Genomic DNA, 14447 nt, shown 5'->3' on the forward strand with positions numbered 1-14447 from the left:
ACTTTTGGGGTGCAGTCCAAGGCGGGGCTTTTTGTGGCTGATATCTGAACATTTTTAAAAGTTGAAATGTCCGGAAACGATAATAGTCATGTACGTGCCCCGTCTGACGAGAATAGACTACGGCAAAGTACAGTTGGAGAATGGTTAATGAGTGAACGCATACAGGTAGTCCAGGGGGATATCACACAGATTGAGGTCGATGTGATCGTCAACGCGGCAAACCCTACGCTGATGGGCGGTGGGGGAGTGGACGGGGCGATTCATCGTGCCGCCGGGCCTGCGCTGCTGGAAGCCTGTAAAGCGGTACGCCAGCTACAGGGGGAATGTGCCCCCGGCCACGCGGTTATCACCGAAGCAGGGAATATTGCAGTAAAAGCGGTTATTCACGCCGTGGGGCCAGTATGGCACGGCGGAGAGCAGAACGAAGCGGAACTGCTGGAACTGGCTTACCGCAACAGCCTGGATTTAGCCGCCGCCAACGGCTACAGAACGATTGCTTTCCCGGCGATAAGCACCGGGGTTTATGGCTTCCCGAAGGCACAGGCGGCGCGCATAGCCTGGGATACCGTCTATAAATACATCGGTATGCGTCCGCTGCCGGAAAGCGTGGTGTTTGTCTGCTTTGATGATGAAAACACGCAGATTTATCAGCAGATTGCAGCTGAGTGTCATAAATAAACCACGACAGCTTCATAAAACTTCAATCTGCGGCGGCTAAGATTCCTGGCGCAGAGATAACAAAGGCCGGTGTTAATGACCGGCCTTTCGTGTGTTATCCAGCAAATGATTGTGGCGTAGCCGCTTTCTCCTTCGGCTTGCCTGAAAACAGGAAGCGAAGAAGCGGAATGCGCAAGTGCAGCTCATAAAGCAGCAGCGCAATGCCGACCACAAAGACCAGCCCGCTGAAGAACCCTAAGATATTGGACGTGATGTGCGGCGTAATAAACGCGCCGAAGAACAGCGTGAGCGGGTGGTGCACCAAATAAATAAACAGCGATGCATTGACGAAATAGGTTACCCGCGCTGATTTGAAGTTCAGCATTTTGTAGCCCAGCGAAAAGACCACGTTGACCATCCATAGCCCCATCAGCATGGTGATCACGCTTTCCGTTTCGTACATCCAGGCATCGCCGCTGCCGTAGCGCTGGTTTAATAAATAGGCCGCAAAGGCCAGGACGGCGCCTGCCTGGCTCCAGCGCGAAGGCGTGGTGAACAGGATCTTCAGCGAGTCGCGTTTGAAGGTCAGCGCACCGAGCATAAAGAACGGCAGATAAAACAGCGTCTGCATCACGACGAAATTAAACAGCCCGTCGCTTAATAATGGCGGGTGAATAAGAAAAATAGTTCGCCGAATAGCGGCATATAAAAGACCAAAGCCTAAGAATAAAACTGAGAGTTTTCCCAGCGTTATTGGCGAATTATTATTCTGTTCGTTTCTAATTATAAAATTATTAATTTTTTGAAACAAAACCATGCCGAGTGTGGTTAATATCACCAGCACCAGTAAAAACCACAGGTGGGAGACCAGTTCCCACACCAGCGTGTTGTATTTTTGGTAGCCCGTGAGCGTGTGCCACAGGCCTGCCTTGTCGTTGATGTATTGCAGCATCAGGAACTGAGGCAGCGTCAGCAGCGGTATGGCCGTCAGCATTGGGATGCCGACACGCTCCACGCGCACGGTCCACCAGCGTTTCAGCGGGTAGCGCAGAAATAACATGTAGGAAAAATAGCCAGAAATAACGAAGAATACCTGCATACGAAACGCGTGAATAAAGTCATTAAATAGCGTCAGGCTCGCAGAAGGCATCGCGCTATTCACGTGCCAGTGATGGCTCGAATAGATAAGCGAAATGTGGAACGGGATGCCCAATAGCATCAACCATGCCCGGATAGAATCCAGGAAAAACTCACGTTGTTGCGGTGCTTTACTCATAATACTCCAGACATTTTCAGACTATTCGTCTTATCCTTAAGACCTTATCCCATCAGGCTAAAAGTCCAGTTCAGTCTACATATTCGTGGCAACCCTACACTAAGCATGTCATCCTGTCGCCAGGATGAACTCTTAAAGCGTAAGCAGTTGTCTTTATTTTGCTTAAACCCTGAGCCAGTACGCTGAACAAAGCAGTGATTTGGTTGTCGGAAAGCAAAACTTTCCATTAAAATGGATAGATTGATTTAAGCACACAAAGGGGGATGTGCTGGTTAATATGAAACATAAAGCAAATATGATGAAAGTGTCCTGGCTTGGCGCTGCGGTAATGTTGTCCCTTTATACCACCTCGGTTTGGGCCTTCACTATCGACGACGTCGCAAAACAGGCGAAAACCTTAGCGGGCAAGAGCTACGAAGCACCGAAAAGCAACCTGCCTTCGCAATTCCGCGACATGAAATACGCGGACTACCAGCAGATCCAGTTCAATCACGATAAAGCTTACTGGAACAACATCAAGACCCCATTCAAGCTCGAGTTCTACCATCAGGGTATGTACTTCGACACGCCGGTAACCATCAACGAAGTGACCGCCACCGCGGTACACCAGATTAAATACAATCCGGACTATTTTAACTTCGGTGATGTAAAGCACGATAAAGACACCGTAAAAGATCTCGGCTTTGCCGGGTTCAAAGTGCTCTATCCGATCAACAGCAAAGATAAGAATGACGAAATTGTCAGCATGCTCGGAGCGAGTTATTTCCGCGTGATTGGCGCCGGCCAGGTGTATGGCCTGTCCGCCCGTGGACTTGCGATTGATACTGCCTTACCGTCTGGTGAAGAGTTCCCGCGCTTCCGCGAATACTGGATTGAACGTCCGAAACCAACGGATAAAACGTTAACCCTGTACGCATTGCTTGATTCCCCACGAGCGACCGGGGCTTACCGTTTCGTTATCACCCCAGGGCGTGACACCGTGGTGAACGTGCAGTCTAAGGTTTACCTGCGTGACAAAGTGGGCAAGCTGGGCGTAGCGCCGCTGACCAGTATGTTCCTGTTTGGTCCGAACCAGCCGTCTCCAACCACTAACTTCCGCCCGGAACTGCATGACTCCAACGGTCTGTCTATCCACGCCGGCAACGGAGAGTGGATCTGGCGTCCGCTGAACAACCCGAAACACCTGGCCGTAAGCTCTTATGCCACGGAAAACCCGGTTGGTTTTGGTCTGCTGCAGCGTGGCCGCCAGTTCTCTCGCTTTGAAGATTTAGACGATCGTTACGATCAGCGCCCAAGCGCGTGGGTTGCCCCGGTAGGGGATTGGGGTAAAGGCCGGGTAGAGCTGGTTGAGATCCCAACGAACGACGAAACCAACGATAACATCGTGGCCTACTGGACGCCGGATCAACTGCCGGATCCGGGCAAAGAGATGAACTTTAAGTACACCATCACCTTTAGCCGCGATGAAGACAAAATGCATGCGCCGGATAACGCGTATGTGCTGCAAACCCGCCGCTCGACCGGCGACGTTAAGCAGTCCAACCTGATTCGCCAGCCGGACGGCACCATTGCGTTTGTCGTTGACTTTACCGGCGCAGAGATGAAAAAGCTGCCAACCGATACGCCGGTCACCGCGCAAACCAGCATTGGCGATAACGGTGAAATCGTTGACAGCCAGGTGCGTTATAACCCGGTCAACAAAGGCTGGCGCTTAACGCTGCGCGTGAAGCTGAAAGACGAGAAGAAGACGACGGAGATGCGTGCTGCGCTGGTCAACGGCGAGCAGACATTGAGTGAAACCTGGAGCTACCAGCTGCCTGCCAATGAATAAGTCTACTGAATTCTCGCCCGATTACATTGAGGCACTCCCGCTTTCTGCTGAGCAGAAGGCGGGTCTTCCTGCATCCGATCTTCAGGCGGTGCATGAGGCGCTTGACGCGCAGCATCACCACTATGAGCGTGCGGATGATTCTCCTCTTGCTTCGGTAAAAGCTCGCCTCGAGGCGAGCTGGCCTGGCTCTCTCGGCGGCGAACAGCTGATTACCGATGAGGAAGGGCGCACCCAGCTTCAGGCCATGCCGAAGGCGACGCGTGCTTCTATGTTCCCGGATCCGTGGCGTACCAACCCCATTGGTCGTTTCTGGGATCGCCTGCTTGGCCGTGAAACGAAATCTAGGTTTGCGTCAAAAGAAGAAGAGGCGTCCGAGCAGAAATGGCGTACCGTCGGCACGATCCGTCGCTACATCCTGCTGATCCTGACGCTGGCGCAGACCGTGGTCGCGACCTGGTACATGAAGACGATTCTTCCGTATCAGGGCTGGGCGCTGATTAACCCGGCGGACATGGGCGGCCAGGATTTGTGGGTCTCCTTCATGCAGCTGCTGCCGTATATCCTGCAAAGCGGCATCCTTATTCTGTTTGCCGTGCTGTTCTGCTGGGTCTCCGCCGGTTTCTGGACCGCGCTGATGGGCTTCCTGCAGCTGCTGATGGGTAAAGATAAATACAGCATTTCTGCGTCAACGGTAGGGGATGAGCCTATCAACCCTGAACACCGTACGGCGCTTATCATGCCGATTTGTAATGAAGACGTGGATCGCGTGTTTGCCGGCCTGCGTGCGACCTGGGAGTCGGTAAAAGCGACCGGGCAGCAGGCTCATTTCGACGTCTACATTCTGAGCGACAGCTACAACCCGGATATCTGCGTTGCCGAGCAGAAGGCCTGGATGGAGCTGGTGGCGGAAGTGCAGGGCGAAGGGCAAATATTCTATCGCCGCCGCCGCCGCCGCGTGAAGCGCAAAAGCGGTAACATTGATGACTTCTGCCGTCGCTGGGGCAAGCAGTACAGCTACATGGTGGTGCTGGACGCCGACTCCGTAATGAGCGGTGATTGCCTGACCAACCTTGTGCGCCTGATGGAAGCGAACCCGAAGGCAGGCATTATTCAGTCTTCGCCAAAAGCGTCCGGTATGGACACGCTGTACGCGCGCTGCCAGCAGTTCGCCACCCGAGTCTATGGGCCGCTGTTTACCGCAGGTCTGCACTTCTGGCAGTTGGGGGAATCCCACTACTGGGGCCACAACGCGATTATTCGCGTGAAGCCGTTCATCGAACACTGTGCGCTGGCGCCGCTGCCGGGTGACGGTAACTTTGCCGGGTCAATTCTTTCCCACGACTTCGTAGAAGCCGCGCTGATGCGTCGTGCCGGCTGGGGCGTATGGATTGCCTACGATCTGCCGGGCTCATACGAAGAACTGCCGCCGAACCTGCTGGACGAGCTCAAGCGTGACCGCCGCTGGTGCCAGGGCAACCTGATGAACTTCCGCCTGTTCCTGGTGAAAGGGATGCACCCGGTTCACCGCGCGGTGTTCCTGACGGGCGTTATGTCCTATCTGTCTGCGCCGCTGTGGTTTATGTTCCTTGCGCTGTCCACCGCGCTGCAGGTTGTACATGCTCTGACCGAGCCGCAGTACTTCCTGCAGCCGCGCCAGCTGTTCCCGGTCTGGCCGCAGTGGCGTCCTGAGCTGGCGATAGCGCTGTTTGCCTCGACGATGGTTCTGCTGTTCCTGCCGAAGCTGCTGAGTATCATTCTGATCTGGTGTAAGGGCTCCAAAGAGTACGGCGGCTTCCTGCGCGTGACCTGTTCGCTGCTGCTCGAAGTGCTGTTCTCCGTGCTGCTGGCGCCGGTGCGCATGCTGTTCCATACCGTGTTTGTGGTCAGCGCGTTCCTCGGTTGGGAAGTGGTCTGGAACTCACCGCAGCGTGACGATGACTCCACGCCGTGGGGTGAAGCCTTTATGCGCCATGGTTCTCAGCTTCTGCTGGGTCTGGTCTGGGCCGTAGGGATGGCGTGGCTGGATCTGCGCTTCCTGTTCTGGCTGGCGCCGATTGTGTTCTCGCTGATCCTGTCGCCGTTCGTTTCCGTGCTCTCGAGCCGGGCGACCCTCGGCCTGCGCACTAAGCGCTGGAAGCTGTTCCTGATCCCGGAAGAGTATTCCCCGCCTCAGGTACTGGTAGATACCGAGAACTATCTGGAGCTGAACCGCAGCCGCACGCTGGACGATGGCTTTATGCACGCGGTGTTTAACCCGTCGTTTAACGCCCTGAGTACCGCGATGGCGACGGCTCGCCACCGTAAGAGCCTGGTGCTGGAGATTGCCCGTGACCGCCACGTTGAGCAGGCGCTGAACGAGACGCCGGACAAGCTCAACCGTGACCGCCGCCTGGTGCTGCTGAGCGACCCGATGACCATGTCGCGTCTGCACTACCGCGTGTGGGCTAATCCGGAGCGCTATTCCTCCTGGGTTGATAGCTACAACAAGCTGCAGCTTAACCCGCTGGCGCTTTCGACCAAATAACGTCGTAGCGCCCTGAAGATGCCGACCTTCGGGTCGGCATTTTTTTGCCTTTTATCCGGCGATGGTTATACTCAGCGCGATATAAACAGGAGAGCGGGTGTGGGTAAAATAATTGCGGTGCTGGTGATGGCCTTTCTGCTGAGCGGCTGCGGCAGCATTATCAGCAGAACGGTGCCGGGGCAGGGACACGGTAACCAGTACTACCCCGGCGTGCGCTGGGATGTGCGCGAAGGTGCATGGCGCTATATCACCGTGCTGGACCTGCCGTTTTCGCTGATTTTTGACACCCTGCTGCTGCCTATAGACGCCAGCCACGGGCCTTATGAGTAGCGACTAGCGCTCATCCCACTCGTCTGCTGCCGTGCGACCCTCTTCAGTGTCCAGCGGCGGCTCGAGCTGAAACTCACCTTCGTCCCACTCGTGCAGCGTATTCTCTTCCAGCCACTCCTGGCGCAGCTCAATCTCATCGAAATCGCCGTCAAACACGCTTTGCGCCGCTTCTCCGCTGAGCATCGGCAGGCATTCACCTTCCTCGCTGTCGTCGGTAAAGAACTCGGCCTGCCACATGATGTCGCCATCCTGCAAAACGTACTTCTGGAAATTGAACTGCTCGACGCTGGCGCTCTCTTCATCCACGCTTGGGTTTTCGGCAAGATACTGCTCCCGCGCGGCATCAATGGCTTCTTCCAGGGTTGCATACATGCTCATGGGCATCTCCTTGTGGCAAAGGTCAGGGAGCGGCTGCTCCGTTACGATTTCCAGTTAATTGTTGACGCTGTTGGCAAAGATGCAAGTCTGAGATTTACTCTCCCGGAATACGGACTCGTTCGGCGGGCTGGCGCAGGGTCATCCACGAATAAAGCGCGTTAAACAGCACGACGCTGGCGGTGACCAGGAACACGGTGCGAAAGCCGTAGCTCGCGGAAACGGCGGCCCCGAGCAGCGGGCCGGTGACGTTGCCGATATCACGAAAAGACTGGTTATAGCTGAAGATACGGCCTGAGATTTGGTTCGAAGAGTTGTAGACCAGCAGCGTTTGCACGGCGGGTAACAGCGCCCCGTCTGCGGCCCCTAATAAGAAACGTAATATGCCGAGCTGCCAGGTATTTTGCACCAGCGACATGGGAATAAGCAGCAGGACGGAGATAACCAGCGCGCCGATAAGGACCTTCTCTGGCCCGATACGGTCCCCCAGCTTGCCCAGCCGTGGGGCGCTGATCAACGCTGCAACGCCGGGCACGGAAGCAATCATCCCGCTAATAAACGCCAGGTTACTGACGTTACCGGCCAGGTCGCGTACATAGAGGGTAAGAATGGGTGCGATAGAGCCGGTCGCCACCTGAATAATCATTGTGGTGACAAACAGGCTCAGCACCAGGCGCGGATTTTTCAATGAGGTCAGTACCTGGCGCACATGCAGCATGTCTTTTTTGGAAACCGGGGTGAACGACTCGCGAATAAAGAACAGCGTCATCACAAAGCACAGGAACAGCACCAATGAGGTGATAAAGAACACCGAGCGCAGCCCGTAGTTATCCGCCATCAGGCCGCCCATCAGCGGGCCAAGCAGCGCGCCGCTAACCGCACCCGTGGACAGCGTGCCGAGCGCCCAGCCGCTTTTATGGCGCGGGATCTGGGTAGCTATCAGCGCGTTAGCGTTAGGCACAAACCCGCCAAGCAGGCCGAGCAGGGCCCGAAGCGCCAGGAATTGCCAGATATTCTGCGCCAGTCCCATAAACAGCATGACGATAGACATGCCGAGCGCGGAACGCAGCAGCATCAGTTTTCGACCCTTACGGTCGGCAAGCCCGCCCCAGAAAGGCGAAGCCACGGCGGAAAACAGGAAGGTAATGCTGAAGACTAACCCGGACCACATATTGAGCTGGCTGTGGCCGGTGACGCCGAGCTGCTCGACGTAGAGCGGGAGGAAGGGCATCACCAGGCTGAAGGCCGCGCCGGTCAGGAAGCAGCCAACCCAGACGACGGCCAGATTACGCTTCCAGTTGATAGTGCTGTCAGGGGGAGTCATACCGCTCCGAAGTTGCCAGTGCCAAAAAGAGAGGGAATTATTACTCTGCTAATTATGCGCCTGTTGGCATTGGGCTGGCAAATCGAAGGGCTTTTTCGATCAAACGCACGGTAATAAAAAGCCGCCTGTTACGGCGGCTATTGCGCGATTATTGGTAGCGGTCTGGCATCCCTTCCGGGCGTGTCTTGAAGCGGCGGTGTAGCCACATGTACTGCTCCGGGGCCATCATGATGCACTTCTCAACGATTGTATTCATCCAGCGGGCGGTTTCTGCCGGACTTTCAAGCGGCGGGTTCAGCTCAGGCTGGATAATCGTCAGCTCGTAGCCTTTGCCGTTTGGCAGTCGGCGCGGCACAAACGGCACGGCGCAGGCCCCGGAGAGCTTGGCCAGCGTGTAGGTTCCCGTGGTAGTGGCCGCTTGTTCAACGGCGAAGAACGGTACAAACTCGCTGCCGCGTGGGCCGTAGTCGTGGTCAGGTGCGTACCAGATGATGTCGCCATTTTTTAGCGCGCGGATCATGCCTTTCAGATCTCTGCGGTCAATCATGCTCTTATTGGAGCGCATCCGCCCCCAGGTTTGCAGCCAGTCCAGCAGAGGGTTGTCATTTGGTCGATACACGCCGATACCTGGGGTTTTAATGCCGAAAATACGGGCACCCAGCTCCAGCGTCAGGAAGTGAATACCAATCAGCAAAATACCCTGGCCGGTTTTCTCGATGCCTTTAACGATGTCGACACCTTTGTAGTGGCACCATTTGTTGATGCGCTCGGTAGGCCAGAACCAGGCCATGCCGGTTTCAATCAACCCCATGCCGACGGACTCAAAGTTGGCGACCACCATTTGCTCGCGTTTTTCCTCGTTCATGTCCGGGAAGCAGAGTTCAAGGTTGCGGTAGGCTATTTGCGAGCGGCGTTTCATCAGGCGTTTTGCCAGCCGGCCCAGCCCGCAGCCAATGCGATAAAGTACCGGGTATGGAAGCTGTACAAGCAGGTATAAAAAGCCAATACCCAGCCATGTAGGCCAGTATCGCGGGTGCAATAATGCACGGGAGAATTGCGGTAAGTTCGTCATGTAAAACCTTTGTGACGGCAATTGCCGGATCTTCTAATCATTCCATTGTGACATTTTTTGACGCGCAGCCAAAATAAGCGCGGGCAGAGTGCCTGATTTTTCGCCGATTGTTGTTGTTTTTCTCGATGAGTGAGCAAAATGTAGCGTAAAACGCGGGGATGTAAATAAACGTTATTTGCTTTATGATGCAGCCCACTTTTTTTCAACGATTGCGAGCGAACACCATGCCAGTGTTACACAACCGCGTATCGAATGAGGAGCTGCGCGAGCGCATGCTTGCCGAAACCGAGCCGCGCACGACTATCTCATTCTACAAATACTTCACTATTGAACAGCCGCAGGCCACGCGTGATGCACTTTATCAGCTGTTTTTGAGCCTCAACGTTTTTGGCCGCGTCTATCTGGCGCATGAAGGGATCAACGCTCAAATAAGCGTCCCCGAAAGCCGTGTTGATGCCTTCCGCGAGGCGCTTTATGCCTTCCATCCGGCATTCAATAATTTGCGCCTGAATATTGCCCTTGAGGATGACGGGAAATCCTTCTGGGTGCTGCGCATGAAGGTGCGCGAACGCATCGTCGCCGACGGCATTGATGACCCCACGTTTGACGCAAGCGACGTAGGTGAATATCTAAAAGCGGCGGATGTTAACGCCATGCTCGACGACCCGAGCGCGGTCTTCATCGATATGCGTAACCATTACGAATATGAAGTGGGGCATTTCGAGGACGCTCTCGAGATCCCGGCGGATACCTTCCGTGAACAGCTGCCGAAAGCCGTGGATATGATGCAGGATGACAAAGATAAAAAAATTGTCATGTACTGCACCGGCGGGATCCGCTGCGAAAAAGCCAGCGCCTGGATGCGCCATAACGGCTTTAAAAACGTTTACCACATTGAAGGTGGGATCATTGAGTACGCGCGTCGTGCGCGTGAACAAGGTTTGCCGGTGCGTTTTGTCGGGAAAAACTTTGTCTTCGATGAGCGAATGGGGGAGCGCATCTCTGATGATGTGATTGCCCACTGCCACCAGTGCGGGACGCCGTGCGACAGCCACACCAACTGCAAAAATGACGGCTGCCACCTGCTGTTTATTCAGTGCCCGGCCTGTGCGGAGAAATTCTCTGGCTGCTGCAGCGAAGTGTGCCGTGAAGAGCTGGTGTTGTCTCCGGAAGAGCAGCGCCGCCGCCGCGCGGGTCGTGAAAACGGGAATAAGATCTTCAATAAGTCTCGCGGCATGTTGAATACCACGCTCGGTATTCCCGATCCTGAGAAGTAATCGCTATCCCCCGGTTTTCCGGGGGATTTGCTTTTTACTGGCGTATACCTTCAACAGAGATAATCAGGTCAACGTCCTGTGAAGCTGGCCCTAAATCCTGAGTAATGTTGAAGTCCTTCAGCTTGATTTTCCCTTCGGCTTCAAAGCCTGCACGCACGCCGCCCCACGGGTCATCGCCCTGACCAATCAGCTTAGCCGCCAGCGTCACTGGCTTCGTCACGCCGTTCAGCGTCAAATTGCCGGTAATATTCAGCTTCTCACCGTCTTTCTTCACTTCCGTTGAGGCGAAAGTGGCCTGCGGGAACTTCGCTACATTAAGGAACTCTGCGCTGCGCAGGTGTTTGTCGCGCTCGGCATGGTTAGTGTCAACGCTGGTGGTGTTGATGGTAACGTTCACTTTATCCGCCGCAGGATTTTTCTCGTCGAAGGTAAAGCCGCCGTCAAAATCACGGAAGGTACCGTACAGCCAGCTATAGCCGAGGTGTTGAATACGGAAATTCACAAACGCGTGCTGACCCTGTTTATCAATTTTATAGTCAGCGGCGACGGCCGAGCCGGTGGTAAATAACAGAGCGCTTAAGGTGGCTCCCAGCAGGATTTTCTTCATTGTCTTACTCTCCATAGTTAACGGGATGCTTTCCCCAGCATGCGCTTGAGGGTGGCATCTTTATCTAGAAAATGATGTTTCAGGGCGGCCAGGGCGTGTAGCAGGGAAATAATCACCACGCCCCAGGCAAGCCAAAGGTGAACGGTGCCGGCGAGATCGGCCTGAGCGCCGAAGTCCGTTAGCGTAGCGGGCACCTCGAACCAGCCAAAGACGCTAACAGGTTTGCCGTCAGCCGTTGAAATCAGATACCCGCTCAGCAAAATGGCGAACAATAATGCGTACAGCAAAATATGAGCGATAAGTGCACCGATCCGCGTCAGGCGTGAATAGCTTTTTAGCGGAGGTGGTGGTGGAGAAATAAAGCGCCAGACAATACGTATCACCAGCCCGAGCATCAACAATATGCCGATGCTTTTATGTATTTCCGGGGCCTTATGGTACCAGACGTCGTAATAGCCCAGCGTGACCATCCACAGCCCGAGGGCAAACATGCCATACACCGTCGCGGCGATCAGCCAGTGAAGCAGAACCGAAAGGTGTCCATAGCGTTCGGGTGAGTTTCGCCATTGCATATTTATGCGTCCATGTATTGCCAATAAAGGTAAAACATAGGCGTTCTGTTAACGTCAGATCAACATAAATATTCCCTTTGGGGCATATATTTATTGTATGTCTATTTTTTTGAATAACACCGGGGGAATGCATTCAGTAGAGGCGAATAAATAGAAAGTTAATCTCATGATATGGCGGTGGTAAATATTTAATCAAATTGAATTATTTGCCGCAAAACTATATTTAATTAATTTTACGTCAGTATTTGTCAATATAACCAGAGGGAAAATAATTAATAAAAATAGATATAAGCCACATCGAGCAGCGCAAGAATTGCCCAGAGAATGAGATACAAAATAAAATGCTCGCGGATATTATGGGTTAAAAATTGTATGAAGCGAGTCATGGTGGCCCCGGAGTAAAAGTGGCGGAAGTGCCCGCCACCCTGGATGTTACGCCGTTTTGAAACGAGAGAGTAGGAACGGAGATAAATCGAACGTAGGTTTTTGCCCCAGGGCAAACTGGCAGGCAATTTCGCCCAACACCGAGGCGAATTTAAAGCCGTGTCCGCTCAGCCCGGTGATTATCAGGGTGTTGTCGTGGCCGGGAAGGGTATCGATGATGAAGTCTTCATCCGGCGAGTTGTCGTAGGTGCAGGCTTTGCCATGCAGGCAGCAGCCGATCCCCGGCAAAAACTCACGCAGGAAGGGGAATACCTCAGCGCCGTCGCTGGCGACAGCGCCAAACGGCTTCCTCTGTTCGGGGGAATCAATCAGCTGCCCGCCGTTATGTTTGCCGAGCTTCAGCTCGTTATCTTCGGCCGGGAAGCCGTAGTACTGGTCCCCGTTCGGCGTTTCTGCCGTAAAAGCAGGGAACTTGTTGTTCTCGCTGTAGCGGCCGTCCGCCTGGTGCCAGGCAAAGATCTTGCGTACCGGCGTGACCGGAAGCTCCGGCAGCAGTTTGGTCACCCAGGTCCCGGCGCTGATCAGCAGCTTGCTGCCGTGATACTCGCCTTCTTCGGTTACCACCGTCACACCGTCGTCGCCGTGGCGGATATCCGTAACTTTGCAGTTAAACAGCTGGGCGCTGCCGCCCTGTTTCGCAAGGTTGATGTACGTCTCGATGGCAAGCTCGCTTTTCAACACGCCGGAGTCTGGTTCAAACAGGCCAACGTAGTTTTCCGGCAGCGCAATCTCCGGCCAGCGGGCGGTTACCGCTGCGGCATCCAGCGTTTCAAGCTGTAGGGAGAATTTCTCGGCGCTGGAGGCGACGTTGCGAATAAACGGAGAGTCGGCTGGCCCAAGGTTGATAACCCCGGTGCGGTGGAACAGCTTTTCACCGCTGGTTTCGGCCAGCGCGTCCCACAGTTTTTGCGCGCGCAGCACCAGGGGGACATATTTCTCGCCTTCGCCATACGCATGGCGCATAAGGCGGGAATCGCCGTGGTGGCTGCCCTGGTCGTGAGGGGGGTGGCCACTGTCAATCATCAGTACCTTCAGGCCCGAGTGTGTTGCATAGCAGCCTGCGGCGGCACCGACCGAGCCGCTGCCGACGATGATGAGGTCGTAGTTCATAAGCTTTTCTCTGTGGAAAATTATCTATAGCAGGGTAATTAATTCGCCGGGACGATGCAATTAACGCGGAAGCTTAAAATAAAAAAGGCACCCCGTTGGGTGCCTGTGGCTATTGTTAAGCATGGGTCATCAATGCTTGCGATAATCGCTTTCCTGGTAATCACTGGATTCAATTTTGGCGATTCCGGCCTCAAGAATTGAAATAAATTGCCGGGCGACATCGGTAGTCAGCCAGAGCGTCTGGCCGATCTCGGTTTCATCGTGCTTCTGATTATTGGATGTCAGGTAGTGCAGGCGCAGCATCATGGCATCGTAGCTGTCGACGGTGCTGATGTCCCATCCGACGAGGGGATGAGTCTGAATAACATCACTATTTTTTTCCATCATAACCCCTTTTATTCGTGTTTAAAGACAACGGCTAGCGAGGTTCATGCGTGATTTATCGTGAAGCGAGTTAAGTATATCAATAATACGGCTGACCGGGGGGCGAAATAATTACCTGGTAACACTTTTTCCGCATCATTTAGGAAAAATGAACAATAAATAGACAGGCGATGCTGAGTTTATAGAAAGAAAAGGCAAGGGGTATGCTTAAAAGGGCGAAAAATAATCAGCGGGGGAGAAAACGGAAATAAAAAAACCGGATGGCGACACCCGGCAAAAAAGTACCAACATAATTGAGGGTATTAGTCGGCAGAAAACCAATCGTCAGCGCTTTCCCAGGTTTCCTGGAGGATCTCGCTGATTCGCGTTTTATCTTCTTTGGCACCGCCCAGCACGGACAGGTTGTTGCCGGAGGCATAACGCACCTGAACTTCGCTGCTGGTGTCCGGGAAATGCTGATTGATACGGCGGGAAAGCTCATTGGCAAGGGCGTCGATAGCCCCGGCTGGCAACGGTGTGGTTTTGGCTATAGTCACTTCAATACGCATAACGACCCCCTGTACAATATACTGGATATTTATACAGGTTAAATTTCCAGTAAGCAACAGGGGGCGTTGAAAAATTTAGCCTTTAACCGACCAGGTTACGTCCTCGCCGGCGAGGA

15 protein-coding genes are annotated in these 14447 nt (G+C 54.1%); 5 read left to right on the forward strand and 10 right to left on the reverse strand.

The genetic code is table 11. From position 1 onward, the window contains the following. The first annotated feature begins 147 nt into the window (after positions 1–147). A complete protein-coding gene (gene ymdB, locus HX778_RS13740; protein WP_038473758.1) occupies positions 148–678 on the forward strand; it encodes an O-acetyl-ADP-ribose deacetylase in 531 nt (176 codons plus the stop codon). Positions 679–772: 94 nt separating this feature from the next. On the opposite strand, the gene mdoC is transcribed toward ymdB, so the two are convergent. Next, positions 773–1933: a glucans biosynthesis protein MdoC gene (gene mdoC / locus HX778_RS13745; RefSeq protein WP_038473756.1), complete on the reverse strand. Its 1161-nt coding sequence runs from the start codon at positions 1931–1933 to the stop codon at positions 773–775. Between the two features lie 295 nt (positions 1934–2228). On the opposite strand from mdoC, the gene mdoG reads away from it, so the two are divergent. The 3 genes from mdoG (at position 2229) to HX778_RS13760 (ending at position 6618) form a co-directional block, all read left to right on the forward strand. Further along, positions 2229–3764, forward strand: a complete 1536-nt coding sequence (gene mdoG, locus HX778_RS13750; protein WP_144244085.1) for a glucans biosynthesis protein MdoG — start codon at positions 2229–2231, stop codon at positions 3762–3764. After that, on the forward strand, positions 3757–6288 hold the full coding sequence (mdoH, locus tag HX778_RS13755; RefSeq protein WP_038473754.1) for a glucans biosynthesis glucosyltransferase MdoH: 2532 nt from the start codon (positions 3757–3759) through the stop codon (positions 6286–6288). Before mdoG ends, mdoH begins: the two co-directional genes overlap by 8 nt. 108 nt (positions 6289–6396) lie before the next feature. Further along, positions 6397–6618 (forward strand): YceK/YidQ family lipoprotein, encoded by a 222-nt coding sequence (locus tag HX778_RS13760; protein ID WP_370527394.1) that lies wholly within the window; start codon positions 6397–6399, stop codon positions 6616–6618. Positions 6619–6621: 3 nt separating this feature from the next. Here HX778_RS13760 and HX778_RS13765 read toward each other — a convergent pair whose 3' ends face one another. From HX778_RS13765 to HX778_RS13775, 3 genes are all read right to left on the reverse strand, one after another. Continuing rightward, complete coding sequence (locus HX778_RS13765; RefSeq protein WP_038473752.1) at positions 6622–6996, reverse strand: MysB family protein; 375 nt, start codon at positions 6994–6996, stop codon at positions 6622–6624. A 94-nt stretch (positions 6997–7090) separates the two neighbouring features. Beyond that, complete coding sequence (gene mdtG, locus HX778_RS13770) at positions 7091–8317, reverse strand: multidrug efflux MFS transporter MdtG (RefSeq protein ID WP_176982332.1); 1227 nt, start codon at positions 8315–8317, stop codon at positions 7091–7093. A 148-nt stretch (positions 8318–8465) separates the two neighbouring features. Then, a complete protein-coding gene (locus HX778_RS13775; RefSeq protein ID WP_038473747.1) occupies positions 8466–9389 on the reverse strand; it encodes a Kdo(2)-lipid IV(A) acyltransferase in 924 nt (307 codons plus the stop codon). Positions 9390–9613: 224 nt separating this feature from the next. Here HX778_RS13775 and HX778_RS13780 point away from each other — a divergent pair, with 224 nt between their 5' ends. Continuing rightward, positions 9614–10666: a rhodanese-related sulfurtransferase gene (locus HX778_RS13780; protein ID WP_176982333.1), complete on the forward strand. Its 1053-nt coding sequence runs from the start codon at positions 9614–9616 to the stop codon at positions 10664–10666. Positions 10667–10700: 34 nt separating this feature from the next. Here HX778_RS13780 and HX778_RS13785 read toward each other — a convergent pair whose 3' ends face one another. The 6 genes from HX778_RS13785 to dinI form a co-directional block, all read right to left on the reverse strand. Continuing rightward, positions 10701–11273: a YceI family protein gene (locus HX778_RS13785; protein WP_176982334.1), complete on the reverse strand. Its 573-nt coding sequence runs from the start codon at positions 11271–11273 to the stop codon at positions 10701–10703. Positions 11274–11290: 17 nt separating this feature from the next. Then, positions 11291–11845, reverse strand: a complete 555-nt coding sequence (locus HX778_RS13790) for a cytochrome b (RefSeq protein ID WP_038473737.1) — start codon at positions 11843–11845, stop codon at positions 11291–11293. A 272-nt stretch (positions 11846–12117) separates the two neighbouring features. Further along, on the reverse strand, positions 12118–12231 hold the full coding sequence (locus HX778_RS13795) for a DUF2770 family protein (protein ID WP_071842930.1): 114 nt from the start codon (positions 12229–12231) through the stop codon (positions 12118–12120). A gap of 46 nt (positions 12232–12277) precedes the next feature. Further along, entirely contained in the window at positions 12278–13399 is a 1122-nt protein-coding gene (gene solA, locus HX778_RS13800; protein ID WP_038473735.1) for an N-methyl-L-tryptophan oxidase, read from the reverse strand. Positions 13400–13528: 129 nt separating this feature from the next. Continuing rightward, complete coding sequence (bssS, locus tag HX778_RS13805; RefSeq protein ID WP_008453527.1) at positions 13529–13783, reverse strand: biofilm formation regulator BssS; 255 nt, start codon at positions 13781–13783, stop codon at positions 13529–13531. 302 nt (positions 13784–14085) lie between these two features. After that, a complete protein-coding gene (gene dinI / locus HX778_RS13810) occupies positions 14086–14331 on the reverse strand; it encodes a DNA damage-inducible protein I (RefSeq protein ID WP_038473733.1) in 246 nt (81 codons plus the stop codon). Positions 14332–14447: the final 116 nt, after the last annotated feature.

Source organism: Cedecea sp. P7760 (assembly GCF_013386425.1).
GTDB classification, from domain to species: Bacteria; Pseudomonadota; Gammaproteobacteria; order Enterobacterales; family Enterobacteriaceae; genus Cedecea; species Cedecea selenatireducens.